At 67.2% G+C, this 25,350-nt stretch carries 27 protein-coding genes and 1 tRNA gene; 19 read left to right on the top strand and 9 right to left on the bottom strand.

Annotated features, from left to right (window positions below):
- Positions 1-41: 41 nt before the first annotated feature.
- Positions 42-359 (top strand): hypothetical protein, encoded by a 318-nt coding sequence (locus ACEN8G_RS16805; protein ID WP_413417136.1) that lies wholly within the window; start codon positions 42-44, stop codon positions 357-359.
- Here ACEN8G_RS16805 and ACEN8G_RS16800 read toward each other — a convergent pair.
- Positions 356-1,420: a DSD1 family PLP-dependent enzyme gene (locus ACEN8G_RS16800; protein WP_413417138.1), complete on the bottom strand. Its 1,065-nt coding sequence runs from the start codon at positions 1,418-1,420 to the stop codon at positions 356-358. The two genes, ACEN8G_RS16805 and ACEN8G_RS16800, sit on opposite strands and share 4 nt — an antisense overlap.
- Positions 1,421-1,502: 82 nt before the next feature.
- Between ACEN8G_RS16800 and ACEN8G_RS16795 the strand changes: the two genes are divergently transcribed.
- From ACEN8G_RS16795 to ACEN8G_RS16785, 3 genes are all read left to right on the top strand, one after another.
- Positions 1,503-3,299 carry an aminopeptidase P family protein gene (locus ACEN8G_RS16795; protein ID WP_413417140.1) on the top strand — a complete coding sequence of 599 codons (1,797 nt, stop codon included), beginning with the start codon at positions 1,503-1,505 and terminating at the stop codon, positions 3,297-3,299.
- On the top strand, positions 3,281-3,415 hold the full coding sequence (locus ACEN8G_RS16790; protein WP_307117444.1) for a hypothetical protein: 135 nt from the start codon (positions 3,281-3,283) through the stop codon (positions 3,413-3,415). The genes ACEN8G_RS16795 and ACEN8G_RS16790 overlap by 19 nt, the downstream gene beginning before the upstream one ends.
- A gap of 215 nt (positions 3,416-3,630) precedes the next feature.
- A tRNA-Thr gene (locus tag ACEN8G_RS16785) sits at positions 3,631-3,705 on the top strand.
- Between the two features lie 7 nt (positions 3,706-3,712).
- On the opposite strand, the gene ACEN8G_RS16780 is transcribed toward ACEN8G_RS16785, so the two are convergent.
- Genes ACEN8G_RS16780 through ACEN8G_RS16770 form a run of 3 tightly spaced genes read right to left on the bottom strand, consistent with a single transcriptional unit; the run spans position 3,713 to position 6,704 of the window.
- Positions 3,713-4,987, bottom strand: a complete 1,275-nt coding sequence (locus ACEN8G_RS16780; RefSeq protein WP_413417142.1) for an adenosylmethionine--8-amino-7-oxononanoate transaminase — start codon at positions 4,985-4,987, stop codon at positions 3,713-3,715.
- Entirely contained in the window at positions 4,984-5,589 is a 606-nt protein-coding gene (gene bioD / locus ACEN8G_RS16775; protein ID WP_413417144.1) for a dethiobiotin synthase, read from the bottom strand. Before bioD ends, ACEN8G_RS16780 begins: the two co-directional genes overlap by 4 nt.
- Positions 5,586-6,704 (bottom strand): 8-amino-7-oxononanoate synthase, encoded by a 1,119-nt coding sequence (locus ACEN8G_RS16770; protein WP_413417146.1) that lies wholly within the window; start codon positions 6,702-6,704, stop codon positions 5,586-5,588. The genes bioD and ACEN8G_RS16770 overlap by 4 nt, the downstream gene beginning before the upstream one ends.
- Positions 6,705-6,809: 105 nt before the next feature.
- Between ACEN8G_RS16770 and ACEN8G_RS16765 the strand changes: the two genes are divergently transcribed.
- The 11 genes from ACEN8G_RS16765 (at position 6,810) to ACEN8G_RS16715 (ending at position 14,486) form a co-directional block, all read left to right on the top strand.
- Positions 6,810-7,457, top strand: a complete 648-nt coding sequence (locus ACEN8G_RS16765) for a hypothetical protein (RefSeq protein ID WP_413417148.1) — start codon at positions 6,810-6,812, stop codon at positions 7,455-7,457.
- A gap of 56 nt (positions 7,458-7,513) precedes the next feature.
- Positions 7,514-8,626: an S-(hydroxymethyl)glutathione dehydrogenase/class III alcohol dehydrogenase gene (locus tag ACEN8G_RS16760; protein ID WP_413417150.1), complete on the top strand. Its 1,113-nt coding sequence runs from the start codon at positions 7,514-7,516 to the stop codon at positions 8,624-8,626.
- Between the two features lie 17 nt (positions 8,627-8,643).
- Positions 8,644-9,042, top strand: a complete 399-nt coding sequence (locus ACEN8G_RS16755; RefSeq protein ID WP_413417152.1) for a VOC family protein — start codon at positions 8,644-8,646, stop codon at positions 9,040-9,042.
- The gene (locus tag ACEN8G_RS16750) at positions 9,039-9,398 is read left to right on the top strand and encodes a cupin domain-containing protein (RefSeq protein WP_413417154.1); all 360 of its coding nucleotides are present in this window, start codon (positions 9,039-9,041) and stop codon (positions 9,396-9,398) included. The genes ACEN8G_RS16755 and ACEN8G_RS16750 overlap by 4 nt, the downstream gene beginning before the upstream one ends.
- Positions 9,395-10,243, top strand: coding sequence for a formyltetrahydrofolate deformylase (purU, locus tag ACEN8G_RS16745; RefSeq protein ID WP_413417156.1), 849 nt, complete (start codon positions 9,395-9,397; stop codon positions 10,241-10,243). Before ACEN8G_RS16750 ends, purU begins: the two co-directional genes overlap by 4 nt.
- A gap of 11 nt (positions 10,244-10,254) precedes the next feature.
- A complete protein-coding gene (gene fghA / locus ACEN8G_RS16740) occupies positions 10,255-11,088 on the top strand; it encodes an S-formylglutathione hydrolase (RefSeq protein WP_413417158.1) in 834 nt (277 codons plus the stop codon).
- On the top strand, positions 11,085-12,305 hold the full coding sequence (locus ACEN8G_RS16735) for an NAD(P)/FAD-dependent oxidoreductase (protein ID WP_413417160.1): 1,221 nt from the start codon (positions 11,085-11,087) through the stop codon (positions 12,303-12,305). Before fghA ends, ACEN8G_RS16735 begins: the two co-directional genes overlap by 4 nt.
- Before the next feature lie 94 nt (positions 12,306-12,399).
- The gene (locus ACEN8G_RS16730; RefSeq protein WP_307117455.1) at positions 12,400-12,606 is read left to right on the top strand and encodes a helix-turn-helix transcriptional regulator; all 207 of its coding nucleotides are present in this window, start codon (positions 12,400-12,402) and stop codon (positions 12,604-12,606) included.
- Positions 12,599-13,000, top strand: a complete 402-nt coding sequence (locus ACEN8G_RS16725) for a hypothetical protein (protein WP_413417162.1) — start codon at positions 12,599-12,601, stop codon at positions 12,998-13,000. Before ACEN8G_RS16730 ends, ACEN8G_RS16725 begins: the two co-directional genes overlap by 8 nt.
- A gap of 26 nt (positions 13,001-13,026) precedes the next feature.
- Positions 13,027-13,950 carry a TraB/GumN family protein gene (locus ACEN8G_RS16720; RefSeq protein ID WP_413417164.1) on the top strand — a complete coding sequence of 308 codons (924 nt, stop codon included), beginning with the start codon at positions 13,027-13,029 and terminating at the stop codon, positions 13,948-13,950.
- A gap of 56 nt (positions 13,951-14,006) precedes the next feature.
- Positions 14,007-14,486 (top strand): DUF1440 domain-containing protein, encoded by a 480-nt coding sequence (locus ACEN8G_RS16715; RefSeq protein WP_413417166.1) that lies wholly within the window; start codon positions 14,007-14,009, stop codon positions 14,484-14,486.
- A gap of 134 nt (positions 14,487-14,620) precedes the next feature.
- Here the strand turns inward: ACEN8G_RS16715 and ACEN8G_RS16710 are convergent, their stop codons facing one another.
- The gene (locus ACEN8G_RS16710; RefSeq protein WP_413740628.1) at positions 14,621-15,385 is read right to left on the bottom strand and encodes an exonuclease domain-containing protein; all 765 of its coding nucleotides are present in this window, start codon (positions 15,383-15,385) and stop codon (positions 14,621-14,623) included.
- A gap of 207 nt (positions 15,386-15,592) precedes the next feature.
- Between ACEN8G_RS16710 and ACEN8G_RS16705 the strand changes: the two genes are divergently transcribed.
- Complete coding sequence (locus tag ACEN8G_RS16705; protein WP_413740627.1) at positions 15,593-16,996, top strand: hypothetical protein; 1,404 nt, start codon at positions 15,593-15,595, stop codon at positions 16,994-16,996.
- Positions 16,997-17,049: 53 nt separating this feature from the next.
- On the opposite strand, the gene pgmG is transcribed toward ACEN8G_RS16705, so the two are convergent.
- From pgmG to ACEN8G_RS16690, 3 genes are read right to left on the bottom strand one after another with little or no spacing between them, the layout of a single operon-like run.
- Positions 17,050-18,438 (bottom strand): phosphoglucomutase/phosphomannomutase PgmG, encoded by a 1,389-nt coding sequence (gene pgmG / locus ACEN8G_RS16700; protein ID WP_413418962.1) that lies wholly within the window; start codon positions 18,436-18,438, stop codon positions 17,050-17,052.
- 51 nt (positions 18,439-18,489) lie between these two features.
- Positions 18,490-18,750 (bottom strand): J domain-containing protein, encoded by a 261-nt coding sequence (locus tag ACEN8G_RS16695; RefSeq protein WP_413418960.1) that lies wholly within the window; start codon positions 18,748-18,750, stop codon positions 18,490-18,492.
- Positions 18,750-19,544, bottom strand: coding sequence for a division plane positioning ATPase MipZ (locus tag ACEN8G_RS16690; RefSeq protein ID WP_307117463.1), 795 nt, complete (start codon positions 19,542-19,544; stop codon positions 18,750-18,752). Before ACEN8G_RS16690 ends, ACEN8G_RS16695 begins: the two co-directional genes overlap by 1 nt.
- Positions 19,545-19,623: 79 nt before the next feature.
- On the opposite strand from ACEN8G_RS16690, the gene panC reads away from it, so the two are divergent.
- Together panC and ACEN8G_RS16680 are read left to right on the top strand one after the other, a co-directional pair.
- Positions 19,624-20,463: a pantoate--beta-alanine ligase gene (gene panC, locus ACEN8G_RS16685; protein ID WP_413418957.1), complete on the top strand. Its 840-nt coding sequence runs from the start codon at positions 19,624-19,626 to the stop codon at positions 20,461-20,463.
- 111 nt (positions 20,464-20,574) lie between these two features.
- A complete protein-coding gene (locus ACEN8G_RS16680; RefSeq protein WP_413418955.1) occupies positions 20,575-20,871 on the top strand; it encodes a hypothetical protein in 297 nt (98 codons plus the stop codon).
- Between the two features lie 225 nt (positions 20,872-21,096).
- Here ACEN8G_RS16680 and topA read toward each other — a convergent pair whose 3' ends face one another.
- Positions 21,097-23,649 carry a type I DNA topoisomerase gene (gene topA / locus ACEN8G_RS16675; RefSeq protein WP_413419123.1) on the bottom strand — a complete coding sequence of 851 codons (2,553 nt, stop codon included), beginning with the start codon at positions 23,647-23,649 and terminating at the stop codon, positions 21,097-21,099.
- Between the two features lie 130 nt (positions 23,650-23,779).
- Here topA and ACEN8G_RS16670 point away from each other — a divergent pair, with 130 nt between their 5' ends.
- Positions 23,780-25,315: a DUF4403 family protein gene (locus ACEN8G_RS16670; RefSeq protein WP_413419121.1), complete on the top strand. Its 1,536-nt coding sequence runs from the start codon at positions 23,780-23,782 to the stop codon at positions 25,313-25,315.
- The last annotated feature ends 35 nt before the right edge of the window (positions 25,316-25,350 follow it).

The following is a 25,350-nucleotide window of genomic DNA, read 5'->3' as shown; positions in this document are numbered from 1 at the left end:
GCCGTTCTAACCTGCATTGGTTCAAACAAGGGATGGAAATCATGCGTAAGCTCATTGCGGCCGTTGCCGCTTTCGCGCTGGCCATGCCCGTCGCGATGCCGATCGAGGCGGCGCAGGCCCAGAGTCACTACAAGGGCAAGTCGACCAAGTCGCGTGCCTATTACAAGAAATGCCGTCGCTCGCCCGGCCATGCCGGCCTGATCGGCGGTGCGGCGGTCGGCGTGCTCGCCGGTCCGGCGATCATCGGCCACGGTCTGCTCGGTGCGGCGGTCGGCGGTGTCGGCGGTGCCTTTGGCGGCCGTGCGATCGATCGCACGATCAGCGCCAAGCACCGCTGCTATTATGTCCGTCGTCGCTAGGTAGAGCGGCCGCGCGCGGTCACCGGCCAGCTGCCGGTGACCGCGTCGCCCTCTACCAGCCAGTAGCAATCGTACAGATTCACCGTCGGGTCGCAGTGCGGCGGAACGAGCGTTGTCCGCTCCGCCAGGCCCGGCAGATCCTCCCCGATCAGCGCACCTTGCTCGTCGCCCATGAAGGCGTAACGCGCGGTGCCTGACATGGGTACGGGCACCCCGGCATCGGTGGCGAAAGACTTCAATCCCGCATCGATCGTCACCATGCCGGGCGTGTTCGCGCTGACCACGGTGGAATCCACCCAGAGCGACTGCTCGAAGCTCGGTCCGGCCAGCTCGCAATCGCGATATTCGCGGTCGAGGAAAATGTAGCTGCCCACTTGCAGCTCGGTCAGCACGCCCAGCTCGGCATCGATGGCGAAGGTGCCGGTGCCGGCACCTGTCACCACCGGAATCGCGAAGCCCGCCGCTTCCAGCGCTGCCAGCACGGTGCGCAGATAGTCGGTCCTCCCCACGATCGCCGCATGCCGGTCGGCGAAGGTGGTGATGTGCTGCTCGGACCCGCAATAATATTGCACCCCGCCCAGCTTCAGCCCCGCCGCGGCGATCGCCCGGGCCAGCTCGACCGCGGCTTCGGGCGAAGTAACGCCGGTGCGATGCTTGCCCGGATCGACATCAACGAACACCGTCACGCCGCTGCCGGCCAGCGCCCGCACCACATCCGGATGGTCCACCACTGCCGACAGCCGGATCTTGCCTGCCAGCGCCTTCAGCCGCGCGATCCCTCCACTGGTGACTACCGGCGAGGTGAGGTGAATGTCGCCCACCCCGTCCGCCGCCAGCGCCTCGGCCTCGCCCAGCTTGGCACAGCATATGCCCACTGCGCCCGCTGCGATCTGCCGCCGGGCGATCTCGCCGCTCTTGTGCGTCTTGGCGTGCGGCCTGAGCGCCAGGCCGCGCTCGTTCGCGAACGCCGCCATCGCCGCGATGTTGCGGTCCATCGCCGCCACGTCGAGCAGCAGGGCAGGGGTGGCCAGGTCGGTACGGGGCAGGGGGAAATGCGTCATCGCCTCGGACTAGCGCAGGATGTGACTTTTGCCGAATATCGGCGCAAAGCAGCCCCATAGATTCCAGCAATAGAGTAATCCCATGTCCAGCTATGCCGACCGCCTCCAGGCCCTTCGCGAACAGCTGAAGCGCGACCGACTCGATGGATTCGTCGTGCCGCTCACCGATGAGCACATGTCTGAATATGTCGGCGCCTATGCCCAGCGCCTCGCCTGGCTGACCGGCTTCCAAGGCTCGGCCGGTACCGCGGTGGTGTTGCCCGAGGCGGCCGCGATCTTCACCGACGGCCGCTACACGATCCAGGTCCGCCAGCAGGTCTCGGCGGACGAGTGGGAATATGTCGGCGTGCCGGCCACTAGCGTTGCGTCCTGGCTGGGCGCGCATGCCCCCGACGGCGGCCGTATCGGCTATGATCCCTGGCTGCACACCCGCGCCTGGGTCGAGGAAGCTCGTAAGGCGTTGGCCGAGAAGGGCGCCGAGCTCGTCGCGGTGAACACCAATCCGATCGACGCCGTCTGGCCCGACAAGCCCCAGCCCTCGGACGCGACGCTCGCCGTCCAGTCCGACGATCTCGCCGGCAAGTCCTCGCCCGCTAAGCGTGCCGAGATCGCCGACTGGCTGGCCGAGCGCAAGGCCGACGCGGTGGTCCTTTCCGCGCTCGATTCGATCGCCTGGGCGTTCAACATTCGCGGCACGGATGTCAGCCATACGCCGGTTGCGCTCGCCTATGCCGTGGTCAACGCCGACGGCACCGCCGATTTCTTCGTCGCCGAGGAGAAGGTGACCGACGAAGTCCGCAAGCATCTCGGCAACGCGATCCGCATCCACGACCGCTCGGCCTTCGCGCCGGCGCTCCAGGGCTTTGCCGGCAAGCGCGTCGCCGCCGATCCGGGCAGCGCAGTCGCGGCGATCTTCGATGCGCTCGACGCCGGCGGCGCCAAGGTGCTGTCGCTGCGCGATCCGGTGATCCTCGCCAAGGCGATCAAGAACCCGGCCGAGATCGCCGGGCAGAAGGCGGCCCAGGCGCGCGACGGCGCCTCGCTCTCGCGCTTCCTGAAGTGGTTCGAGGAAACCGCGCCCCAGGGCGGCCTCACCGAGATGTCCGCTGCCGACAAGCTGCGCGAATTCCGCGACCAGACCGGCGTGCTCAAGGATCTGAGCTTCGACACCATCTCCGCCACCGGCCCGAACGGTGCGATCCCGCATTACAAGGTCACCGACGAATCGAGCCTGCCGATCGAGCTGGGCCAGCTCTATCTCGTCGATTCGGGCGGCCAGTACGCCGACGGTACCACCGACGTCACCCGCGTCATGCCGGTGGGCGAGGCGAGCGACGAGATGAAGGACCGCTTCACGCGCGTGCTCAAGGGCCATATCGCCATCGCCACGGCGATCTTCCCCGATGGCACCACCGGCGCCCAGCTCGACAGCTTCGCGCGGCGCCCCCTGTGGGAAGTCGGCCTCGACTATGGCCACGGCACCGGCCACGGCGTCGGCTCGTACCTGTCGGTGCATGAAGGCCCGCAGCGTATTGCCCAGCCCTTCTATCCGGGCGGCCAGAGCCTCGAGCCGCTGCGCGAGGGCATGTTCCTGTCGAACGAGCCCGGTTACTATAAAGCGCAGGAATTCGGCATCCGCATCGAGAACCTGGTGCTGGTCACCAAGCAGTTGATTTCGGGTGCGGAACAACAAATGCTCGGCTTCGAGACGCTCACCTTCGCGCCGATAGAGCGAACGCTGATTAAACCATCTTTGCTAACCGAGCAGGAACTGGCCTGGCTCAATGCTTATCATGCTGAAGTTCTGCGGATTTTGGGGCCGCAGCTGAGCGGGGACGAGTATCAATGGTTAGAGGCGAAGTGCGCACCCATCGGGTGATGTGGTTCCTGGCCGGCGCGGTCACGATGGCGATGTATCTGCAGGGGCCGCATGCGATCGCGCGCAACGCCTATGATGCAAGCGAACGCGTATCGCTCTGGTTCGGCTCGCTCTGAGAATCGGAGGAGTCGCCGGGCGCGGCCTGCTCGCGGGCCTGGGCCTTGCGCTTCCTCAGATTTGCCCGCAGCGCCTCCGCCAATCGGGCTTTCTTTTCCGCTTCGCTCATTTTCCCGCGATAAACCGTCCGCATGCGGGTTGACAATCGGGCGTACCCAAGCACATAGGCGCCTCCCGCTTGGGACCCGGCACTTGCCGGACCGTTCGAGCGAGTGCTGCCGTAGCTCAGTGGTAGAGCGCATCCTTGGTAAGGCTGAGGTCGTGAGTTCAATCCTCACCGGCAGCACCACTCGCCCCTAGAAGGCGAACAAGTCCCCCATGCGGGGCTCCTGCTCCAGGAAATCGGTGATCGTGCGATAGATGGCCTCGAGATCGGTGTCGTCGATGCAATAGGGCGGCATCACATAGACGGTGTTGCCCAGCGGCCGAATCAGCACGCCGCGTTCGTGCGCGAAGGCCTTGAGCCGCGTTCCCACCGAATTGAGATAGGCCGATTCGCTCGCGCCGATCTCCGCCGCGACGATGGTGCCCAGCCGGCGCGGGTTGCGGATCAGCGCATGGGTGGCGAGCCGGTCGAGCCGGTCCTGCTGGCGGTCGCCCAGGTCGGCGATTCGGTCGAGCACCGGCTCCTCGCGCCAGATCGCCAGGTTTGCGTTGGCGGCGGCGCAGGCGATCGGATTGGCGGTGTAGCTCGACGAGTGGAAGAACATCCGCGCGCGGTCCTGCGAGAAATGCGCCTCGAAGATCGGTGCGGTCGCCAGGGTCACCGCCAGCGGGATCGCGCCGCCGGTCAGGCCCTTGGACAGGCAGAGGATGTCGGGGACCACGCCTGCCCGCTCGCAGGCGAGCAGGCTGCCGGTGCGGCCCCAGCCGGTCATCACTTCGTCGGCGATGAACAGCACGTCGTGTGCCGCGCAGATCTTGCGCATCTCGGCGAGCAGGCTGGCCGAGTAGAATTTCATGCCCCCGGCGCCCAGCACCAGCGGCTCGACCAGCAGCGCGGCAGGCCTCTCGCGGCACTGCGCCTCGAGCGCGTCGAGCGTCGCTTGGCTCTGGCCTGGCTCGGGGAAGGGAATGGTCGATACGTCGAACAGCAGCGGCTGGTAGGGCCGGTTGAACACCCCGCGCGCGCCGACCGACATGCCCCCGATCGTGTCGCCGTGATAGCCGTGCTCGAGGACCAGGATACGGTTCCTGGGTTCGCCGCGATTGTCCCAGAAGCCCAAAGCCATCTTCAGCGCGACTTCGACGCTGGTCGAGCCGCTGTCCGAGTAGAAGACGTGCTGGAGCGGGTCGGGCAGAATCCGCACCAGCTCGCGGGCGAGCGTCTCGGCGGGCTCGTGCGTCCAGCCGGCGAAGATGATCTGGTCCATGTTCGCCGCCTGCTCGGCGATCGCCGCCATGATGCGCGGGTGGCAATGGCCATGCGTCGTCACCCACCAGGACGAGATCGCATCGACGAAGCGGCAGCCATCGCTTGTGTGGAGCGCGGCGCCTTCGGTGCGCACGACTTCGGGGATCGGCTCGCCCAGCCCGTGCTGGGTGAAGGGGTGCCAGACGGGGGAGGTCATGCGGGGAAATCCGGAAAGGCTTGGGCAAAGGCGGCGGCGAGGGTAGGGCGGCCGAGCGAGTCGAGGATCGGCAGGCGACCGAGCCGGCGCACGCCGCCGATCGCGGCGATGGTCGCCTCGCTGTCCTCGTTGGCCTCGCCGACGAACGCCACGCCGAGGATCGGCACGTCGCGAGCGCGCAGCGCCTCGATCGAGAGCAGGCTGTGGTTGATCGTGCCGAGCGCGGTCCGCGCGACCAGCACGGTCGGCAGCTTCCAGAGCGCGAACAGGTCGGCATAGAGCAGCTCGCGCGTCACCGGCACCAGCACGCCGCCAGCGCCCTCGATCACCAGTGGGTCGATCTCGGGCGGCCCCAGCCGGTCGGGATCGATCGTCACCCCGTCGATCTCCGCGGCGAGATGCGGCGAGCAAGGCGTGGCCAGCCGATAGGCCTCGGGCAGCACCGTCGCCCCCGACAGCGCCATGACCCGCTCGCCATCGCTGCCGCCGTCGAGCCCGCTCTGGATCGGCTTCCAATAGGTCGCGCCCAGCGCCCCGGCCAGGCCAGCGGCGAAGACGGTCTTGCCGATATCGGTATCGGTGCCGGTGACGACGATCCTCATGCCAGCCCCCCGATCGCCTCGGCCAGCGCCGCGACATCCGCCTCGGTCACGTTGAGCGTCAGCGAGATGCGCAGCCGCGAGGTGCCCGCCGGCACCGTAGGCGGCCTGATCCCGCGCACGTCGAAGCCGAGCCGCTGCAGCTCCGCCGCCATCGCCATGGTCCGCGCATCCTCGCCGATCACCAGCGGCAGGATCTGCGATCCGGTCGCCTGTACGCCCACCGGCGCGAGCAGCGCCTCGGCGCGTGCGATCAGCCCGTGCAGCCGCTCGCGCCGGCCCGGTTCGGCGATCAGCCCGAGCGCCGCTTCCACCGCCACCGCCATCAGCGGCGAAGGCGCGGTCGAGAAGATGAAGGCCCGCCCGCGATTGACCAGGAAGTCGCGTACCACGCGCGGCCCGCACAGCAGCGCGCCTTCGCAGCCCAGCGCCTTGCCGCAGGTGTGCAGCGTGATCAGGTTCTCGCGCCCCGCCAGTTCCGCCGCCAGCCCGCGCCCGTCGGGCCCGAACACGCCGGTGGCATGCGCCTCGTCGACGATCAGGATCGCGCCGTGCCGGTCGGCCAGCGCGGCGAGATCGGCCAGCGGCGCCTGGTCGCCATCCATCGAATAGAGGCTCTCGACCGTGATCCACACGCGCCCGGTGCCGCCTTCGTGCCGCCAGTCGAGGATCGCGTCTTCGAAGTCGCCGACATCGTTATGCGCCGCGCTCCGCGCCTCGGCCCGGCTCAGCCGCATCCCCTCATGCGCGCTGGCATGGACCAGCGCATCGTGCAGGATCAGGTCGCCGCGCTGGGGCAGGGTGGAGAGCAGGGCCGCATTGGCCGCATAGCCGGTCGAGAAATAGAGCGCGCTCTCGCTGCCGAAGAAACGCGCCGCCGTCGCCTCCAGCCGCTCATGCTCGCCGTGGTTGCCGCGCAGCAGCCGCGATCCGCCCGATCCGATCGGCACGCCCGCATCGATCGCGTCGCGCACCGCCGCCGCCAGCGCGGGATCGCCGGCGAGGCCGAGATAGTCGTTGGAGGAGAAGTCGCGCCCGGCCCGCGCGCTCAATCGGCGGGCACGCGTGCGTTCGGCTAGCTCGGCAAGGTCGCGCCGCTGGTCTTCGAAATACGCCATCACCAGCGCCCATAGGCCCACTGGGCCGATCGGCCAACGCCGCGTGCTTGCCCTGCCGAAACCATTGGTGTATTATCAATGCAATACACGTTCGGGAGGCGAGAGATGCAGCGGTCCTTTGTCGGCGATCATGGAAGGCCCTTCGGCACGGTCGCCGCGCTGCTTTGCCTGTTGTTCATCGTCGCGCTGTTCGTGCTCGGCGATGTCGCGCACGACCTGGCGGGGGCGGCGGACCCCTTCGCGGCGATCGCCCGCAACCGGCTCGACATGGCCCAGCCCTATTGGGGCCTGCTGCTCGCCAACGAGATCGTCCGCTGCGTATTCGCCGGCGCGCTGCTGCTGGCGATGCTCACGCTCGCAGGTCCGATCGGCCCGCGCACCCCGGGGCGCGACTTCGCCCTGCTCGCAGGCGGCGCGGGCGTGGTCTGCCTTGCCATCGCCGCGCATTTCCGGATCGAGGCGGCCGCATTGATCGGCCAGGGCCGCATCTCGCCGCGCGCCGATCTCGTCGCCGCGCTGATGCTGCTTGGTCATGCCGGCGTCGCGCTCTGGGCGACGCTGACGGTGCGCGAGGCGCGTGCCGCCGGCAGCCTGCCCGCCTGGGTGCAGCTCGCCGGGCTGGTCTTTGCCGGCCTCGCCTTCACCTCGGGCTTCGTCCGCCCCTTCCTCGAGTTCGCGGGCTTTGCCGGCATCCTCTGGTGGGGCGGCGTCTTCCTCACTCTCTATCGCCCGGAAGACCGGATCGCACGCTGACTTCTTGCAACCCGGCCGCGTTTCCCCGATCAGGCCGGCAAGCAAGGAGAAAGCCCATGAAGACCCGCGCCGCCGTCGCCTTCGAAGCGAAGAAGCCGCTCGAAATCGTCGAGCTCGATCTCGAAGGGCCCAAGGCGGGCGAAGTGCTGGTCGAGATCATGGCGACCGGCATCTGCCACACCGATGCCTATACGCTGGACGGTTTCGACTCGGAGGGCATCTTTCCCAGCGTGCTCGGCCATGAAGGCGCCGGCGTGGTCCGCGAGGTCGGCCCGGGCGTGACCAGCGTGAAGCCGGGCGATCACGTCATCCCGCTCTACACGCCCGAATGCCGCCAGTGTAAGTCGTGCCTCAGCGGCAAGACCAACCTCTGCACCGCGATCCGCGCCACCCAGGGCAAGGGCCTGATGCCCGACGGCACTACGCGGTTCAGCTACAAGGGCCAGCCGATCTACCACTATATGGGCTGCTCGACCTTCTCGAACTTCACCGTGCTGCCCGAGATCGCGGTGGCGAAGATCCGCGAGGACGCACCGTTCCAGAGCAGCTGCTATATCGGCTGCGGCGTCACCACCGGCGTGGGCGCGGTGATCAACACCGCCAAGGTGCAGGTCGGCGACAATGTCGTGGTCTTCGGTCTGGGCGGCATCGGCCTGAACGTGATCCAGGGCGCGCGGCTGGCGGGTGCCAACAGGATCATCGGCGTCGACATCAACCCGGACCGCGAGGAATGGGGCCGCCGCTTCGGCATGACCGAGTTCCTCAACTCCAGGGGCATGAGCCGCGAGGACGTGGTCGCCGCGATCGTCGCGATGACCGATGGCGGCGCCGACTATACGTTCGACGCGACCGGCAACACCGAAGTGATGCGCATCGCGCTCGAGGCCTGCCATCGCGGCTGGGGCACCAGCATCATCATCGGCGTGGCCGAGGCGGGCAAGGAGATCGCGACGCGTCCCTTCCAGCTCGTCACCGGCCGCAACTGGCGCGGCACTGCGTTCGGCGGGGCCAAGGGCCGCACCGACGTGCCCAAGATCGTCGACATGTACATGGCGGGCAAGATCGAGATCGATCCGATGATCACCCACGTCATGGGCCTGGAAGAGATCAACAAGGGCTTCGACCTGATGCACGCCGGCGAGAGCATTCGCAGCGTCGTGGTCTACTGAGCGAAGGAGCGGGGGACATGTTCAACCACATCATGGTCGGCGCGAACGACATCGAGCGGTCCAAGGCATTTTACGATGCCGTGCTGGGCACGCTCGGCGCGGGTGAGCCGGTGCGCAACGTCGCGGCAAGCGGCCATGTCCGCTTCTTCTATCGCCACAATGGCGGCAGCTTCGGGATCAGCGAACCGATCGACGACGAGCCGGCGACCTTTGCGAACGGCGGCACGATCGGCTTCAAGTGCGAATCGCCCGAGCAGGTGAAGGCCTTTCACGACGCCGGCATCGCGCATGGCGGCACCTCGATCGAGGACCCGCCCGGCCCGCGCGACGGCGGTGCGCTGGGGGCTATGCACCTCGCCTATATCCGCGATCCGGACGGCAACAAGCTGTGCGCGATCTGCCGCGTGCCGGCATGAGCGACGGCGCCGTCAACCTGGCGGAGAAGTTCGCCACCTTCAGCGACCATTGGGCGCCGCGTCTCGTCGCCAGCTACAACGGCAACGACATCCGCATCGTGAAGGTGGAGGGCGAGTTCGTCTGGCACAGCCATGACGACACCGACGACTTCTTCCTGGTGCTCGACGGCATACTCGACGTCGAGCTGCGCGACCGCACGGTCACCCTCGGCCCGGGCGAGCTCTATGTGGTCCCGCGCGGGGTCGAGCATCGCCCGGTCGCCCGGCACGGCGAGGTGCGGATGATCAACATCGAGCCGGGCGGCACGAACAATCTCGGCGAAGGCTCTCCGCAGCGCCCGGTGGTGTCGGCATGACGGCGCCGGCCTGGATCCTCACCCTCGATTGCGAGGACCGGCCGGGCATCGTCGCGGGGGTGAGCGGGTTCCTGGCGGAGCGCGATGGCTTCATCCTCGACAGCCAGCAATATGCCGATCTCGATGCCGGGCGCTTCTTCATGCGCGTCGAATTCAAGGCGGCCGGCGCGCCGTTCGAGACCGAGCAGCTGCGCACGGCCTTTGCGCCCGTAGCCACGCGTTTCGGCCTGCACTGGGCGCTGGCCGAGAGCGGGGCACGCCCGCGCATCCTGATCGCGGTGTCCAAAGGCTCGCACTGCCTCAACGACCTGCTCCATCGCTGGAAGACCGATCATCTCGGCGTCGAGATCGCCGGCGTGGTCTCGAACCACGAGACGCTGCGCGACCTCACCGAATGGCACGGCCTGCCCTTCACCCTGCTGCCCGAGGGCAAGGACGCGCAGGAAGCGGCACTGCTCGCCGAGTTCGACCGGGCGGGCGCCGACTATCTGATCCTCGCGCGCTACATGCAGATTCTGTCCTCCGACCTTGCCGACCGGCTGGCGGGGCGCTGCATCAACATCCATCACAGCTTCCTGCCCGGCTTCAAGGGCGCGCGGCCCTATCACCGGGCCCATGAGCGCGGCGTCAAGCTGATCGGCGCCACCGCCCATTTTGTCACCAGTGACCTCGACGAGGGGCCGATCATCGAGCAGGCAGTGGAACGGGTCGATCACCGCGCCTCGGTCGAGGACATGATCCGCATCGGCCGCGACATCGAGGCCCAGGTGCTCGCCCGCGCGGTGCAATGGGTCGGCGCACGCCGCGTCTTCCTCAACGGCAACCGCACCATCGTCTTCCGCTGAAAAGGCCGCCCATGGAACAGCTCTCCTCGAACAAGTCGCATGGCGGCATGCAGGGCGTGTACCGCCACGCTTCCGCGGTCACCGGCACCGACATGACCTTCTCGGTCTTCGTGCCCGATCATGCGCCGGGCGCGAAGCTGCCGGTGCTGTGGTTTCTCTCGGGCCTCACCTGCACCCATGCGAACGTCACCGAGAAGGGCGAGTACCGTGCGGCCTGCACCGAGCATGGCGTGATCCTGGTCGCGCCGGACACCAGCCCGCGCGGCGAGGGCGTGCCCAATGACGAGGCCTATGATTTCGGCCAGGGCGCCGGCTTCTATCTCGACGCGACCGAGGCGCCCTGGGCGACGCACTTTCGCATGCGGTCGTACATCGAGCAGGAGCTGCCCGCACTGATCGGCGCGGAATTCTCCGCCGACATGGACCGCCAGGGCATCACCGGCCATTCGATGGGCGGTCACGGCGCGCTCACCATCGGCCTGCGCAACGCGGATCGCTTCCGCTCGGTCTCGGCCTTCTCGCCGATCGTCGCGCCGAGTCAGGTGCCCTGGGGGCAGAAGGCGTTGGCCGGTTATCTCGGCGAGGACCGTGCGGCCTGGCGGGAACACGACGCGGTGGCGCTGATCGAGGATGGCGCGCGCGTCCCCGGGCTGCTGGTCGATACCGGCAGCGCCGACCAGTTCCTCGACGTCCAGCTCAAGCCCGAGCTGCTCGAGGCCGCCTGCCGCGCCGCCGGCATCGCGCTCACCCAGCGGCTCCAGCCGGGCTATGACCATAGCTATTATTTCGTCTCGACCTTCCTCGGCGATCATGTCGCCTGGCACGCGGAGCGTCTGAAGAAATGAAGTTCGACGTTCTCATCGTCGGTGCCGGTCATGGCGGCGCCCAGGCCGCGATCGCGCTGCGCCAGAACAAGTTCGAAGGCAGCATCGCGCTGCTCGGCGACGAGCCCGAGCTGCCCTATGAGCGGCCGCCGCTCTCCAAGGAATATCTGTCGGGCGAGAAGGCGTTCGAGCGGCTGCTGATCCGCAACGCCGCTTTCTGGGAAGAGCGGCAGGTGACGATGCTCCCGGGCCGCACCGTCACCGCGGTCGATCCGGTTGCGCACCATGTCACCGCTGATGGCGAGACGATCGGCTATGGCCAGCTGATCTGGGCGACCGGCGGCAAGCCGCGCCGCCTGTCCTGCGATGGGCATGACCTGTCCGGCATCCACACCGTCCGCACCCGCGCCGATGTCGACCAGATGATGGCCGAGCTGGATGGCGTCGCCCGTGTCGCCGTGGTCGGCGGCGGCTATATCGGGCTGGAGGCGGCCGCCGTGCTCGCCAAGCTCGGCAGGCAGGTCGTGGTGCTCGAGGCCCAGGACCGCGTGCTCGCCCGGGTCGCCGGCGAGGCCCTGTCACGTTTCTTCGAGGCCGAGCATCGCGCGCACGGTGTCGACGTCCGGCTGGGCGTGCAGGTCGAGGCGATCGAGGGCGACGCCAAGGTCACCGGCGTGCGGCTGGCGGGCGGCGAGGTGATTCCCGCAGAGATGGCGATCGTCGGCATCGGCATCGTCCCCGCGGTCGAGCCGCTGTTCGCGGCAGGGGCGGCGGGCGGCAATGGCGTGCTGGTCGACGACCAGTCGCGTACCAGCCTGCCGGATATCTTCGCGATCGGCGACTGCGCGCTCCATGTGAACCGCTATGCGGCGGACAGCGCGATCCGGCTCGAATCGGTGCAGAACGCCAACGACCAGGCGACGGTCGCGGCGAAGACGATCTGTGGGGTCGAGGCGGGCTATGACGCGGTGCCCTGGTTCTGGTCGAACCAATATGATCTCAAGCTCCAGACCGTCGGCATCTCGGCCGGGCATGACGATGTGGTGGTGCGCGGCGATCCCGCGGCGCGCAGCTTCTCGCTGATCTACCTCCGCGCCGGCCGGGTGATCGCGCTCGACTGCGTCAACGCAGTCAAGGACTATGTCCAGGGCCGCAAGCTGGTGGTGGAGGGGCTCGCCCTCGATCCCGCCGCGCTGGCCGACGCCACGATACCGCTCAAGGAACTCGCCGCCAGCTAGTCCTGACAATATGTCAGGTCTTGTTGACAATCTCATTCGACTCGCTATGTAAGGTGTGCCTGACAGAAAGTCAGGACATGGGGACAGCAACAGGATGCGAAATCGCCTGAAAGTGCTGCGCGCCGAACGCGACTGGAGCCAGGCGGAGCTTGGCGGTCGGCTCGGCGTGTCGCGCCAGGCGGTGAACGCGATCGAGACGGGCAAGCACGATCCTTCGCTGCCGCTCGCCTTCAAGGTCGCGCGCCTGTTCGCCATGCCCATCGAGGAGATATTTTTCGATGACGAGTCGGGGGATGGCTGAAGGTCCGGGCGAGCGCGCCGAGAAATCGCGCAGCAACCGTTTCTGGGGCCTGATGGGCGGCTTCATGCTGCTCGGTGGCGTGATCGGCGCTGCGCTCGTGTTGCTCGAGCGCGACGGCGGGTTGCCCGGCTGGGCGGCAATCGGGATCGTAGTGCTGCTGGTGGTCGGCCTGGGCGGTGGCAGCTGGTATTTCTACCGCCGCATCGACGAGGTCGAGCGCAGCGCCAATCTGTGGGGCGCCGCGGTCGCGCTGCACTTCTACCTGATCGGCTATGCCTCCTGGTATTTCCTGTGGAAGGGCGCGCTGGTGCCCGAACCCGATCATGAGGCGCTCTACATCGCCACACTGATCGTCATGACTCTTGCCTATCTCTGGAAGAAAGTCCGGCCCTGAAAGGCCGCGCAATGTGGAGTGAATTCATGATGTTGAAGAAGAAGCTGCTCACTGCCGCGGCCGGCCTGGCCGTGGTCCTCGCCCTGCCCGTGGCCGCTTATGCCCAGGCCGCGCCGGCCCCTGCCGTCACGGCGACCAAGGATGCCGATCCGGCGCTCTGGGTGGTCAAGGATGCCGACACCACCATCTATCTGTTCGGCACCGTCCATGTCCTCAAGCCCGGCCTCAGCTGGTTCGACGAGGCGGTGAAGGCGGCATTCGACAAGAGCGACACGGTCGCGCTCGAGATGGTCATGCCCGATCCCGCGACGATGCAGGGCGTGATCATGCAGGCGGCGATGGCGCCGCAGGCCGATCCGGCGCTCACCGCCAAGCTGCCCGAGGCCACGCGTCCGGCCTATGCCGCCGCGCTCACCAGCGTCGGCATGCCGGCCTCCGCGCTCGACCGCTTCGAGCCCTGGTTCGCCGCGATGACGCTCGCCATGGCCCCGCTGCCCAAGCTCGGCTACGATCCGAACAGCGGCGCCGAGATGACGATCACTGCCGCCGCCAAGGCTGCCAACAAGCAGCTCATCGGCCTCGAGACCTTCGAGCAGCAGATCGGCTTCTTCGACAAGCTGCCCGAGGACCTGCAGGTCAAGTATCTCGTCAACACGGTCAACGAGTTCGACAAGGTCGGTCCGCTGCTCGACAAGATGGTCGCGCAGTGGAGCGCCGGCGATCCGGACGCGCTGGGCAAGACGATGAACGAGGAAATGCGCAAGACGCCGGAAGTCGGCAAGGTGCTGCTTTCCGATCGCAACGCCAACTGGGCGGACTGGATCACGGCGCGCATGGCCAAGCCGGGCACCGTGTTCATCGCGGTGGGTGCGGGGCATCTGGCGGGTCCGGACAGCGTGCAGGCCTATCTCGCCAAGCACAATCTGAAGGCCGAGCGCATCCAATATTGATGTGACCGGTTGAGCCGGGCAGGAAGCGTTCGCCCCCTTCCTGCCCGGAGACCCCAATGGCCAAGCCCCGTCCCCTTCTCGGCCTGCTCGCCGGCGTTGCCGCCGGCCTCGTCGCGTCGGCGGCGATGGCGGCCGTCCAGGCCCAGGCGAAGAAGCTGCTGCCGGACGAGGGCGGGGACGAGGATCCGGCGACGGTGAAGGCGGCAGACGCGGCGAGCGAGGCGTTCCTCGATGCGCCGGTGCCCGACGAGTATCGCGAGCAGGCGGGCCAGGCGGTCCATTACATCACCGGCGCGGTGCTGGGCGGCATCTACGGCGTGATCACCGAATACAAGCCTGAGGCGAGCGCCGGCTTCGGCAGCGCTTACGGGATCGCCACCAGCGCGCTGCTCGACGAGGTGGCGGTGCCGGCGGCTGGCCTTGCGCCTGCGCCCGACGAGACGCCGCTGGCGACCCACGCCTATGGCGCAGCCTCGCACCTGGTCTATGGCCTGGTGCTCGAAGGGGTACGCTGGCTGATCGCCGGGCGGCGGTGAACCTATCGCTCGGGGAGCTTCTTCTTCTCTCCCCGGCGAAGGCCGGGGGCCAGTCCTTGAAAGTCACGCGCCCTTGGCGCGTCTGCGACGCGCACGCTCAGTCTGGGCCCCGGCCTTCGCTGGGGAAAGGATGACTAGAACAGCAACCGCTGCGCCGGCGCGTCCGGCCCCACCGGTGCCCCACCGCGCCGCCGCGCGAACTCGGTCTGCGCGGTGAAGCGGATGTCCTCGTCGCGGTCGTTCATGAAGGCAGCGAGCGAATCGTCGTCGATCTCGCTCCATTCCTTGCCGCGATCGGGACCGTAGCGCACGCGCGGCAGCAGGCCCGGCGACTTCGACCATTCGATCAGCTGCGCCACGCTCGCCTCGTTGAGCATGTCGCGCAGGTGATGCGCGGTCACATAGGCGTCGGGAAAGGCGCGGTGCGCGGGCAGGCCGCGCTCATGCTCCAGCCCCACCGGATTGCGGAAATAGCGCAGGAACTGGTTCGAGAAGCCGCCGCTGTCCGGCCACAGCCGCAGCGCGCATTTCCAGGTGCAGATCCAGTCGGCGCCGCGGGTGAGGGCCGGGGTGCAATATTGCTCCTCGAAGCTCGCGCGGTGCGCGGCGAGGGCGACGCGGCGCGGCCAGGGATCGAGGATCGGCCGCGCGACGTCGTGCCACCAGGGCGCGTCGGCGACGTCCTCGTCGCGGATATGGTGGATCGCCATGGTCAGCGGCGGGATCGGCCGGCCGGGATTGACCAGCCTATTGCCGCCCTCGCCGTACAGCTCCCAGCGCCCGTCCTTGCCGAGCGCGACGTCCTGCCAGCCGATCTCGCACACGGCATGCGCCGGCGGCTTGTCGCCAGTAGTCTCGAGATCGATGACGCGGATGATGGGCGGGTGGGGTGACGCCATGAGGGCGCATTTGGGGGCTGGGGCGCGGAAATGCGAGTCAAAAGTCCCGCGCCCGGGTTTCGCCCGCGGCGCAGCTATCTCGGTATCCTGAAGAGATGTAGCTAAAGCGCTGTTGGATCATCATAATACAAGTAATTCTGAAACATCGGAACTGAACTCATTCCGGTTTTCAAGATATGCCGACTTTCGATATAAATATGCCTGCACATGCAGGCGGGGGTGGTCATGGCATTGTTGAGATGGGTTCGCGATAACGGTCTGCTTTCGGCCGCCGGCGTCGCGCTTGTTTTGGGTGTATACTCCAGTTCCGCGCAATCGCAGGAGGAAGAGCCCATAGCCTATGTCGGGCACGGTGCCTTTTTCGATGCAAGCGGCAGGGAGATCGAGCCGACGCCCGAGTTCCTCCAGCGGGCGGAGCGCTGGTATGAAAAACGCATCATCGCCGGCGCAGAGAAATCGGCCGATTTCGATGCAACTGCCAGCAAGCTGACGCGCGGGCTGACATTGAGTAGCTATGAGCGGCTCTTCGCCAAGCAGGCGACGCTCAGTTGGATGGCGAGCAACCTGCTATCGGATCGCGTGGATGGAAGGACCCGCGGCAAACTGCGTGCGCTTGAATATCGCATGCGGCGGACGCTCGTCGGCAAGGGCACGAAGGCGCTGTTCAGCACCAACCGGGAAACGATCAGCACGGAATTGTTGCGGCGGGTGGATGCCTTGCCGGTTTCCGACAAGGTCAAGTTCAAGAGCCTGGCGCTGGCGCCGGGAGGCGAGGGCACCGCGAACGGCGGTAAGGCCTATGTCGATGAATGTGCGGCGGCAGGCGTGCCGATCCCGCCACCGATCGGGCGCATGGAGGCCCCGGGGGTGCCGGGATGGAAGTCACAGGGCTTCATCGAGCGCGACCTTCAATTCATCGTGAAGAGCCCGGCCGAGCTGCGGAGCTTCGAGAATGCGCAGGGAATGTGCTATGCTCTGCCTCGCTATGGCAAGGACGACCCGTCGCGTGTCGATCTGGATGGTGTGATCTGCTTCAGCAAGACCACCGCCAAGACTTGTTTCTGGGACAACCAGATGGTGGGCAAAGGGTCGTTTGCGTTCCGATCCGGTGAGGTGATCCCGATCGGCTACCCCGATCTCTCCATTGATCCGGAGGGGCGTTACCAGGCGGGTGGCGCCGATCTCGACGAAAGCGCGGGGGGCATCTGCACCGATTGCCATGTTGGCGACAACCCGTACATCGTTCACCCGAAGGTGGTGCTTCGTCCCGGCACGACCTGGGGCATGGTGCAGGACAGCCTGCCGGCCTTTGCCCCCGATCCCTTCAAGCCGCTCGTGTTGGCCGATTGGCCGCAGAACGCGCCTTCCGCGCCGGAGAACATCGTGCCCGCCAATTGCGCGGGCTGCCATGGTCCTGGCGATGCAGGAGGCAGGCTGCCAGCGCTTTCGTCGAGGTTCGGCGAATATTGCGGGACGATCCTGATGAACGCGCTGACGAGCACCATGCCGCCGCGCACGCCCGGAAGTCAGCTCGGCAAGCCCGACGTGCAGGCCTATCTCGCGCTGTGCAGCCTGCCGCCGCCCAATCCCGCGGGTAACGGCGGCAAGTAACACGCCCCGCACGGGCCGCTGCGCGAAGCTGGGCCCGTGCGGCGCAATATCGTTCAGTGCCCCACCGTCTCCCCGCGCACGACGCCGCTCTTGCCGAGCTGGTCGTCGATCTGCGCGAGCAGGCGGTCGAGGCCGGCCTGGTCCTTCGCCTCGGCGCGGGCGACCAGCACGTCCTGGGTGTTCGAGGCGCGCAGCAGCCACCAGCCATCGGCGGTGTTCACGCGGGCGCCGTCGGTGCGGTTGACGTCGGCGCCTTCGGCCTCGAGCCGGTCGAGCACCTCGTCGACCACCGCGAACTTGCGGCTCTCGTCCACCTGGAAGCGCATCTCGGGCGTGTTGACCAGCCTGGGCATCTCGTCCTTGAGCTGGGTCAGCGACTTGCCGATCACATGCACCGCCTGGATCAGCCGCACCGCCGCATACTGGGCATCGTCGAAGCCGTAATAGTCCTGGGCGAAGAAGATGTGGCCGCTCATCTCGCCGGCGAGCGGCGCATGGGTTTCCTTCATCTTGGTCTTCACCAGGCTGTGCCCGGTCTTCCACATCAGCGGCTTGCCGCCCAGCTCCGCGACTCGGTCGAACAGCATCTGCGACGCCTTCACATCGGCGATGATCGTCGCACCGGGCTCCACCCGGAGCACAGGTTCAGCCAGAATGGACAGAAGCTGATCGCCCCAGATCACACGGCCTTGCCCGTCGATCGCGCCCAGACGGTCGCCATCGCCGTCGAATGCAAGTCCGAAATCGAGCTGCTTCTCGGCGACGAGCTTCTTCAGATCGGCGAGGTTCTTCTCCTCGGTGGGATCGGGATGATGATTGGGGAAGTGACCATCCACATCGGTGAACAGCGTGTGGTGCTCACCGGGCAACAGCTTCACCAGCTTCTCGATCACCGGGCCGGCGGCGCCATTGCCCGTATCCCATCCGACGCGATAGGCGCCGCCGGCAAATCCCGCGAACAGGCGGCTGACATAGAGGTCCTCGACGTCCGCCTCGGTCACCGTCTCGGTGCCGTCGCCGTCGTCCCAATCGCCTTCCGCCGCCATCTTGCCGAGAAGCTGGATCTTCTCGCCGAAGAAGCTGGCGTGCTGAAACACCATCTTGAAGCCGTTATAGTGACCGGGATTGTGGCTGCCGGTTATCTGGATGCCGCCATCCACCTCCAGCGTAGCCTCGGCATAATATAGCATCGGCGTCGGGCCCATGCCGGTGCGCACCACCGAGCAGCCCGAGGCGGTAAGGCCTTCGATCAGAGCAGCCTCGAGCGCAGGGGAGGAGAGCCGGCCGTCGCGGCCCACTGCGACGCGGGTGCCGCCGGCGCGGCGCAGCAGGGTGGCGAAGCCGCGGCCGATCGCGCGCGCGTCATCGGGGCCGAGGGTCTCCCCCACGATCCCGCGAATGTCGTACTCGCGCAGCGAAGTGGGGTCGAAACGATGCGTCATGATGCCTCCCGGGGAAATCCTGCGCGCCTAAATCGCGAGCAGGGGGAAAGTTCAATTGCGACTGCGCAGCAGCGTGTCGCGCGCCGCGTTTATCCGGCGCGTCAGCTCGGCGGAACCGCCCTTGTCGGGGTGAACCGCCGAAACGAGCCGCCGGTGCGCCGCACGGATCGCATCGGCATCGGCTTCGCTCGAAACCCCCAGGACCGCGCGGGCCTCGTCCTCGGGCATGCGCGGCGGCGCCGAGCGCGGCTTCAGGACGAGCTGGTACAGCGCGTAGAGAATCGCCGCCGCGATAAGCAGCTTGAACAGCATCAGGCGAACAGCGGCATGGTGACTTCGGGCAGTGCCAGCCCAGCCATCATCTCGCGCAGCTCCTGGCGCGCGGCGACATGCGCCAGGCCCATCTCGCCGAACTCGCGGCTGTCGAGCATGGTGAGTCCCTGGGGGAACAGCTCGCGATAGATCACGCGCTCGGACAGGCCCGAGATCACCCGGAAGCCGACGCGCTTGGAAAGCTGGTCGATCGCCTCGGACACGCGCTTCATGTTGCGCGCCTCGATGTGCTGCATGCGGTTGCGCAGGACGACCCAGTCGATCGTCTCGCCGTCGGCCTTGGCGCGGCGCTTGCGCGATTCCCAGATCAGCTCGGAATAGAAGCTCGGGCGGACCACCTTGAACGTATCCGGGTCGACCTGGCCGATCAGGTCGAAATCGACGAAACTGTCGTTCATCGGCGTGACCAGCGTGTCGGCATTGGTCACCGCGATGCGCGCGAACTTGTCGTCGCGGCCCGGGGTGTCGATCACCAGGAAGTCCGCGCCTTCGCCCAGCTTGTCGAGCGCCTCGGAGAAATAGGCCATGCTCTCGCCGTCATGCGTGTCATAGACCGGCATCGGCAGCGGCTTGCCCATCCGCTTGGCGGTCGCCGCGCGGTTGTCCAGATAACGGCCCATCGTGCGTTGGCGGTGGTCCAGATCGAAGCACGCGACGCGCGCGCCCTTGGACGCCAGCGCGATCGCCGTATGGACGGCGGTGGTGGACTTTCCGGTGCCGCCCTTCTCATTCGCGAACACCAGAACGTGCAGCCGCTTCGACCCGTCGCTCAAAGTTCCAACATCCTTTATTGATCGAACCGCCTCCCCCCCATAGAAGGCCGCGCTTCCGTCTTATCGAAAGTGTTAACGCGTGCAAACAGTCCGTCAGCTCGAAGACCTTCGCGAGGCGACCGCCGCCTGGCGCCAGGCAGGCGAGCGTATCGCTCTCGTCCCGACCATGGGCGCATTGCATGACGGGCACATGGCGCTGGTCGAAGCGGCCAAGCGCGCCGCGAACCGCGTTGTCGTCTCGATCTTCGTCAACCCGAAGCAGTTCGGCGCGAACGAGGACCTGGCCAAATATCCGCGCAAGGAAGCCGCGGATTCGCGCATGCTCACCGGCGCAGGGGTCGACCTGCTGTGGATGCCGCCGGTCGAGGTCGTCTATCCCGAGGGTTTTGCGACCAATATCTCGGTCTCGGGCGTCAGCGAACTGCTCGAGGGGGCGCACCGGCCCGGCCATTTCGACGGCGTCGCCACCGTGGTCGCCAAGCTGTTCAACCAGGTCCAGCCCGACATCGCCCTGTTCGGCGAGAAGGACTGGCAGCAGCTCGCGGTGATCCGCCGCATGACGACGGACCTGAACCTGCCCATCGAGATCCAGTCGGTGCTCACCCAGCGCGAGGATGACGGCCTCGCCCTCTCGTCGCGCAACGCCTATCTGATGCCGGAAGAGCGCGCCAAGGCCGTGGCGCTGCCGCGCGCGCTTGGTGCCGCCGCCAAGGCGATTGCGGAGGGTGGTGACGTCGAGGCGGCACTGGCCCAGGCGCGCGAGGCGCTCGCTGCCGCGGGCTTCGAGATCGACTATGTCGCGCTGGCCGATGCCGATACGCTGCGGCCCGCCACTGCCTATGCGGCCGGCAAGCTGCGCCTGCTCGCCGCGGCGAAGCTCGGCGCCACCCGGCTGATCGACAATATCGCGGTACCCTGAAGAAGTACGGACCTGAACAAATACAGTTAACGCTGTTAACCATTTGTTGTCGGTTTGGCTGCCAAACCCCAAGCCACCACAAGAGGGTGTGGTGAACAGGGGTTAAGCGACATGGGCAGCAGCCTTAAGAGTGCGCGTTTCCTCGTCGAGAGCCGGCTGCGCGATGCGGCCCGCGGCGACGCCAACGCGTGTTACGATCTGGGTATGGTCTATTCGAGCGGCGCCGACGGCGTCGGCATCGATCTGATCGAAGCGCACAAATGGTTCAACATCGCTGCCGTCACCGGTGACAGCCGTGCGCAGGAATGCCGCGCGGAGATCGCCGAAGACATGACGGCGCGCGAGATCATCGAAGCGCAGAAGGCCGCGCGTGCGTGGCTCCGCGGCTTCGAGGTGCGGGCGGCGTAAATCTTCTCCTCTTCCGCTTGCGGGAGGGGCCGGGGGAGGGGCTATTGCAACTCCGCCCGAGGTGATGGGAGGCCACGCCCTCCCCTGACCCCTCCCGCAAGCGGAAGGGGAAGTTCGGTTTCCCCGTTACGGCTTCCACCATCCCGTCACCCCGCCCAAAGCCGGGATCTCAGGCGATGGCAGGAAAAGAGCCGCACGAGATCCCGGCTTTCGCCGGGATGACGCTTATTCCTTCGCAGCCTTCTTGGCCGCAGGCTTCTTCGCCGCGGCCTTCTTCGGAGCCGCTGCCTTCTTCGCAGGCGCCTTCTTCTTGCCCTTGCCCTTGGCTGGACCCGCCGCCGCGCGGGCGTCGATCAGCTGGGCGGCTTCCTCGAGCGTCAGCTGGTCCTTGTCGATCGACTTGGGCAGCGTGGCGTTGGTCTCGCCATCGGTGACGTAGGCGCCGTAGCGGCCGTCCATCAGCTTGATCTCTGCCTCGGTGCGCGGATGCTTGCCGAGGACCTTGAGCGGCTCGCGGCTCGCACCCCGGGCCGGACGGCCCGAATTCGCCGCCGCCTCGGCCAGCTTGACCACCGCGGCGTTCATGCCGGTCTCGAACACTTCGATCGTGCCCTGCAGGCGCGCGTATTTGCCGTCATGCGCCAGATACGGCCCATAGCGGCCGATCGAGGCGGTGATCGGCTTGCCGGTCTCCGGATGGTCGCCGATCGTGCGCGGCAGCTTGAGCAGCTTGAGCGCCATTTCGAGGTCGAGCTCGACGTCCTTCGGGATCGAGGCGCGTGCCGCTTCCTTGCCTTCGCCAAGCTGGATGTACGGACCGAACCGGCCCGACTTGCGCTCGACGTTCAGCCCGGTGTCCGGATCCTGGCCCAGCACTTCCGGCCCGCTGTCCTCGCCGCTCTCCCCGCCCGGCTGGGCGAAGCGGCGCGTGTACTTGCACTCGGGATAGTTGGAGCAGGCGATGAACGCGCCGAACTTGCCGCCGCGCAGCGCCAGCCGGCCATTGCCGCAGTTCGGGCAAAGGCGCGGATCGCTGCCGTCCGCCTTTTCGGGAAACAGATAGGGCGCCAGGAACTCGTCCAGAGCAGCCGTGATGTCCGACGGCTTCTGCTCCATCACATCGGCCGTGCGCGGCTTGAAGTCCTTCCAGAACGCCTCGAGCACTTCCTGCCACTGGGCGCGGCCGCCCGACACGTCGTCCAGCTCCTCCTCCAGCTCGGCGGTGAAGTCGTAATTGACGTATTTCTGGAAGAAGCGCTCGAGGAACGCGGTCAGCAGCCGTCCGCTCTCCTCGGCGAAGAAGCGGTTCTTCTCGAGCCGGACATAGGCGCGGTCCTTGAGCACCTGGATGACCGAGGCATAGGTCGAAGGCCGGCCGATGCCGAGCTCCTCCATCCGCTTGACCAGCGAGGCTTCGCTGAAGCGGGGCGGCGGCTGGGTGAAGTGCTGTTCGGCGTTGACCGCCTTCTTGGCCGGCGTCGCGCCTTCGCTCATGCGGGGCAGGCGGCGAGAATCCTCGTCGCCCTCGTCGTCGCGGCCTTCCTCGTAGAGCGCGAGATAGCCGGGGAAGATCACCACCTGGCCGGTGGCGCGCAGCCCGTGCTGGCCGGTCGCATCCTCCAGGTCGATCGTCGTGCGCTCGAGCCGGGCCGATGCCATCTGGCTGGCCAGCGCGCGCTTCCAGATAAGGTCGTACAGCTTGGCGTGATCGCCCGAGCCCGCACGGTCCTTGCTGAAATCGGTGGGGCGGATCGCCTCGTGCGCTTCCTGGGCGTTCTTCGCCTTGGCGGTGTAGATGCGCGGCTTGTCGGGCACGTAAGACCCGTCATAGCGTGTCGCCACGGCCTTGCGGGCATCCTGGATCGCGCTCGGGTCCATCTGGACGCCGTCGGTACGCATATAGGTGATCGCGCCGTCCTCGTAGAGGCCCTGCGCGATCCGCATGGTGTGGCTGGCCGAGAAGCCGAGCTTGCGCGCGGCCTCCTGCTGCAGCGTCGAGGTGGTGAACGGCGCGGCCGGGTTGCGCATCGCCGGCTTGGTCTCGACCGAGACCACGGTGAAGCGGCCTTCCTCGACGGCCTTCTTCGCCGCATCGGCGGTCTTGCCGTCGCCGATCGACAGGCGGTCGAGCTTGTCGCCCTTATACTTGACCAGGCGGCTGACGAACGCCGTGCCGTCCTGCTCCATGTCGGCGGTGACCGACCAATATTCCTGCGGCTTGAAGCCTTCGATCTCGCGCTCGCGATCGACGATGATGCGCAGCGCTACCGACTGGACGCGGCCCGCCGACTTGGCGCCCGGCAGCTTGCGCCACAGCACCGGCGACAGGGTGAAGCCCACCAGATAATCGAGCGCGCGACGCGCGCGATAGGCGTCGATCAGGTCGGTATCCAGCTCGCGCGGATGCTCCATCGCGGTCAGGATCGCCGGCTTGGTGATCGCGTTGAAGGTGACGCGCTCCACTTCCTTGGGCAGCGCCTTCTTGTTGCGCAGCACTTCCTGCACGTGCCAGCTGATCGCCTCGCCCTCGCGATCAGGGTCGGTCGCGAGGATCAGTCGGTCGGCCTTCTTCGCTTCGTCGGCGATCGCCTTCAGTTGCTTCGACTTGTCGGCATAGGTCTCCCATTCCATCGCGAACCCTTCCTCGGGGTCGACGGAGCCGTCGCGCGCCGGCAGGTCGCGGACATGGCCATAGGAGGCGAGGACGCGGTAGTCCTTGCCGAGATACTTCTCGATGGTCTTCGCCTTGGCCGGCGATTCTACGATGACGAGCTGCATGGGGGGTAAGCGTTCCTCACGTGTACGCGTGTAAGGTGGGGAGGGGCAGAGGGGGCCGTCAAGCCGGTTGATCTGGAACTTGGTAACGCTTCGCGGGTATCACTTCGCCACGCCCAGGGGGAGCCAAACTTTGCCCGAGGATATCGCCGCGCCATCGCCTCGCCGCTCGCATCGGCTGCTCTGGATATTCGGGACCATCCTCGCCCTGCTTGCGGCCGGTGCCGGCGCGGGCTTCTTTTGGCTCCGGGCGAAGCTCGATGTCAAAGCCGAGCCGCCGCCCCGCGCCAGCGACGCGATCGAAGTGCCTCGCCAGGTCTCGGCGATCGATGTGCCGCTCGACGTCCCCGTTTCCGTCCTCAGCCGGGCGATCGAGAAGTCGGTGCCGCGCACGCTCTGGTCGATCGACCAGCATGTCGACAAATGCGTGCCCGCCCAGCGGGTGAAGCTGTTCAAGGCGAAGCTCAAGGTCAGCCCCGATCTCGGCTGCGACGTGATCGGCACGGTCACCCGCTCCGCCATCCGGCTGCGCGGCGTGGGGGACGAGATCGTCGCCGACATGCCGATCCGCGCGACGATCGCCGCGCGCCATGTCGGCGGCTTCCTCAAGGGCGAGACCGCGACCGGATCGGCCATGGTCCATGCCCGTATCCGCCTGTCGGTGACCGACAATTGGCAGCCGCGCGCCACCATCCGCCTCGCTTATGACTGGACCACCGCGCCGGGCATCGACTTTCTCGGCCGCCGCATCACCTTCACCGACAAGGCCGACGCGAAGCTCGGCCCGATCGTCCGCGATCTCGAGCGCACGCTGCCGCGCGAGATCGTCCGGGTCGACATCCGCAGCCGCGTCGCCGACGCCTGGCGGCAGAGCTTCACGGTGCTCCAGCTCAACCAGGAGAACCCGCCGGTCTGGATGCGGATCACTCCCGAGAAGCTCAGCTATGGCGGCTATCGCCTGACCGGCAACCGCCTGCGCCTCAGTCTCGGCCTGGCCGCCCTCACCGAGACCTTCGTCGGGCCCAAGCCCGAGGATCCCAGGTCCATCCCGCTCCCGCCGCTCGGTCACGACGCCAGGGGATCGAAGCTGCAATTCTTCATCCCCGTCATCGCCGATTATGCCCAGCTCGAGCCGGTGCTCCAGCGCGCGCTCGACAAGCGGGCGAAGCGCCCCTTCGAGTTGCCCCGCATCGGCCCGGTCGCCGCGCGCTTCAGCGGGGTGGTGATGTACGGCACCACCAACGGCCGCATCGCCGTCGGCCTGACCATCGCCGCGCGCCCGCAGAGCGGCGGGGGCGAGACACATGGCCGGGTCTGGCTCACCGCCAAACCGGTCAATGCCCCGGGCTCGCAGCGCGTCCATTTCGAGGACCTCTCCGTCTCGGGCGAGACCGACCGGATGGCCGGCGACCTGGTCGTGCTGCTCGCCCGGAGCCCCGGCGTGGCCGAGACTTTGGCCGAATCGCTCACCCAGAACTTCACCCATGATTTCGACAAGCTGCTCGGCAAGATCCGCCGCGCGATCGTCAGCAAGCGCGCCGGTGCCTTCCTGATCCGCGCCGACCTCGCCGAGGCGCGCAACGGCACGCTCAAGGCGAGCGGGCAGGGGCTGTACCTGCCCGTCTGGGCGGAGGGCACGGCACGAGTGGAGTATCTGCCCGGCAGATAGCATGCGCTCATTCCCAACTCCCCTCCTGGAAGGGA

It is taken from the genome of Sphingomonas sp. Sphisp66, assembly GCF_047324325.1.
Taxonomy (GTDB): Bacteria; Pseudomonadota; Alphaproteobacteria; order Sphingomonadales; family Sphingomonadaceae; genus Sphingomonas.
Note: the sequence above shows the minus strand (reverse complement) of the source record. Positions and strands in the feature narration are given on the sequence as shown.

Coding starts and splice junctions, on each gene's coding strand:
- ACEN8G_RS16765 (WP_413417148.1), top strand. CDS start 6,810: ATGCAGCGGTCCTTTGTCGGCGATCATGGAAGGCCCTTCGGCACGGTC.
- ACEN8G_RS16725 (WP_413417162.1), top strand. CDS start 12,599: ATGGCTGAAGGTCCGGGCGAGCGCGCCGAGAAATCGCGCAGCAACCGT.
- ACEN8G_RS16805 (WP_413417136.1), top strand. CDS start 42: ATGCGTAAGCTCATTGCGGCCGTTGCCGCTTTCGCGCTGGCCATGCCC.
- ACEN8G_RS16800 (WP_413417138.1), bottom strand. CDS start 1,420: ATGACGCATTTCCCCCTGCCCCGTACCGACCTGGCCACCCCTGCCCTG.
- fghA (WP_413417158.1), top strand. CDS start 10,255: ATGGAACAGCTCTCCTCGAACAAGTCGCATGGCGGCATGCAGGGCGTG.
- topA (WP_413419123.1), bottom strand. CDS start 23,649: ATGCAGCTCGTCATCGTAGAATCGCCGGCCAAGGCGAAGACCATCGAG.
- bioD (WP_413417144.1), bottom strand. CDS start 5,589: ATGAGGATCGTCGTCACCGGCACCGATACCGATATCGGCAAGACCGTC.
- ACEN8G_RS16720 (WP_413417164.1), top strand. CDS start 13,027: ATGATGTTGAAGAAGAAGCTGCTCACTGCCGCGGCCGGCCTGGCCGTG.
- ACEN8G_RS16735 (WP_413417160.1), top strand. CDS start 11,085: ATGAAGTTCGACGTTCTCATCGTCGGTGCCGGTCATGGCGGCGCCCAG.
- ACEN8G_RS16750 (WP_413417154.1), top strand. CDS start 9,039: ATGAGCGACGGCGCCGTCAACCTGGCGGAGAAGTTCGCCACCTTCAGC.
- purU (WP_413417156.1), top strand. CDS start 9,395: ATGACGGCGCCGGCCTGGATCCTCACCCTCGATTGCGAGGACCGGCCG.
- pgmG (WP_413418962.1), bottom strand. CDS start 18,438: ATGACGCATCGTTTCGACCCCACTTCGCTGCGCGAGTACGACATTCGC.
- ACEN8G_RS16695 (WP_413418960.1), bottom strand. CDS start 18,750: ATGCTGTTCAAGCTGCTTATCGCGGCGGCGATTCTCTACGCGCTGTAC.
- ACEN8G_RS16770 (WP_413417146.1), bottom strand. CDS start 6,704: ATGGCGTATTTCGAAGACCAGCGGCGCGACCTTGCCGAGCTAGCCGAA.
- ACEN8G_RS16795 (WP_413417140.1), top strand. CDS start 1,503: ATGTCCAGCTATGCCGACCGCCTCCAGGCCCTTCGCGAACAGCTGAAG.
- ACEN8G_RS16780 (WP_413417142.1), bottom strand. CDS start 4,987: ATGACCTCCCCCGTCTGGCACCCCTTCACCCAGCACGGGCTGGGCGAG.
- ACEN8G_RS16755 (WP_413417152.1), top strand. CDS start 8,644: ATGTTCAACCACATCATGGTCGGCGCGAACGACATCGAGCGGTCCAAG.
- ACEN8G_RS16715 (WP_413417166.1), top strand. CDS start 14,007: ATGGCCAAGCCCCGTCCCCTTCTCGGCCTGCTCGCCGGCGTTGCCGCC.
- ACEN8G_RS16760 (WP_413417150.1), top strand. CDS start 7,514: ATGAAGACCCGCGCCGCCGTCGCCTTCGAAGCGAAGAAGCCGCTCGAA.
- ACEN8G_RS16705 (WP_413740627.1), top strand. CDS start 15,593: ATGCAGGCGGGGGTGGTCATGGCATTGTTGAGATGGGTTCGCGATAAC.
- ACEN8G_RS16730 (WP_307117455.1), top strand. CDS start 12,400: ATGCGAAATCGCCTGAAAGTGCTGCGCGCCGAACGCGACTGGAGCCAG.
- ACEN8G_RS16680 (WP_413418955.1), top strand. CDS start 20,575: ATGGGCAGCAGCCTTAAGAGTGCGCGTTTCCTCGTCGAGAGCCGGCTG.
- ACEN8G_RS16710 (WP_413740628.1), bottom strand. CDS start 15,385: ATGGCGTCACCCCACCCGCCCATCATCCGCGTCATCGATCTCGAGACT.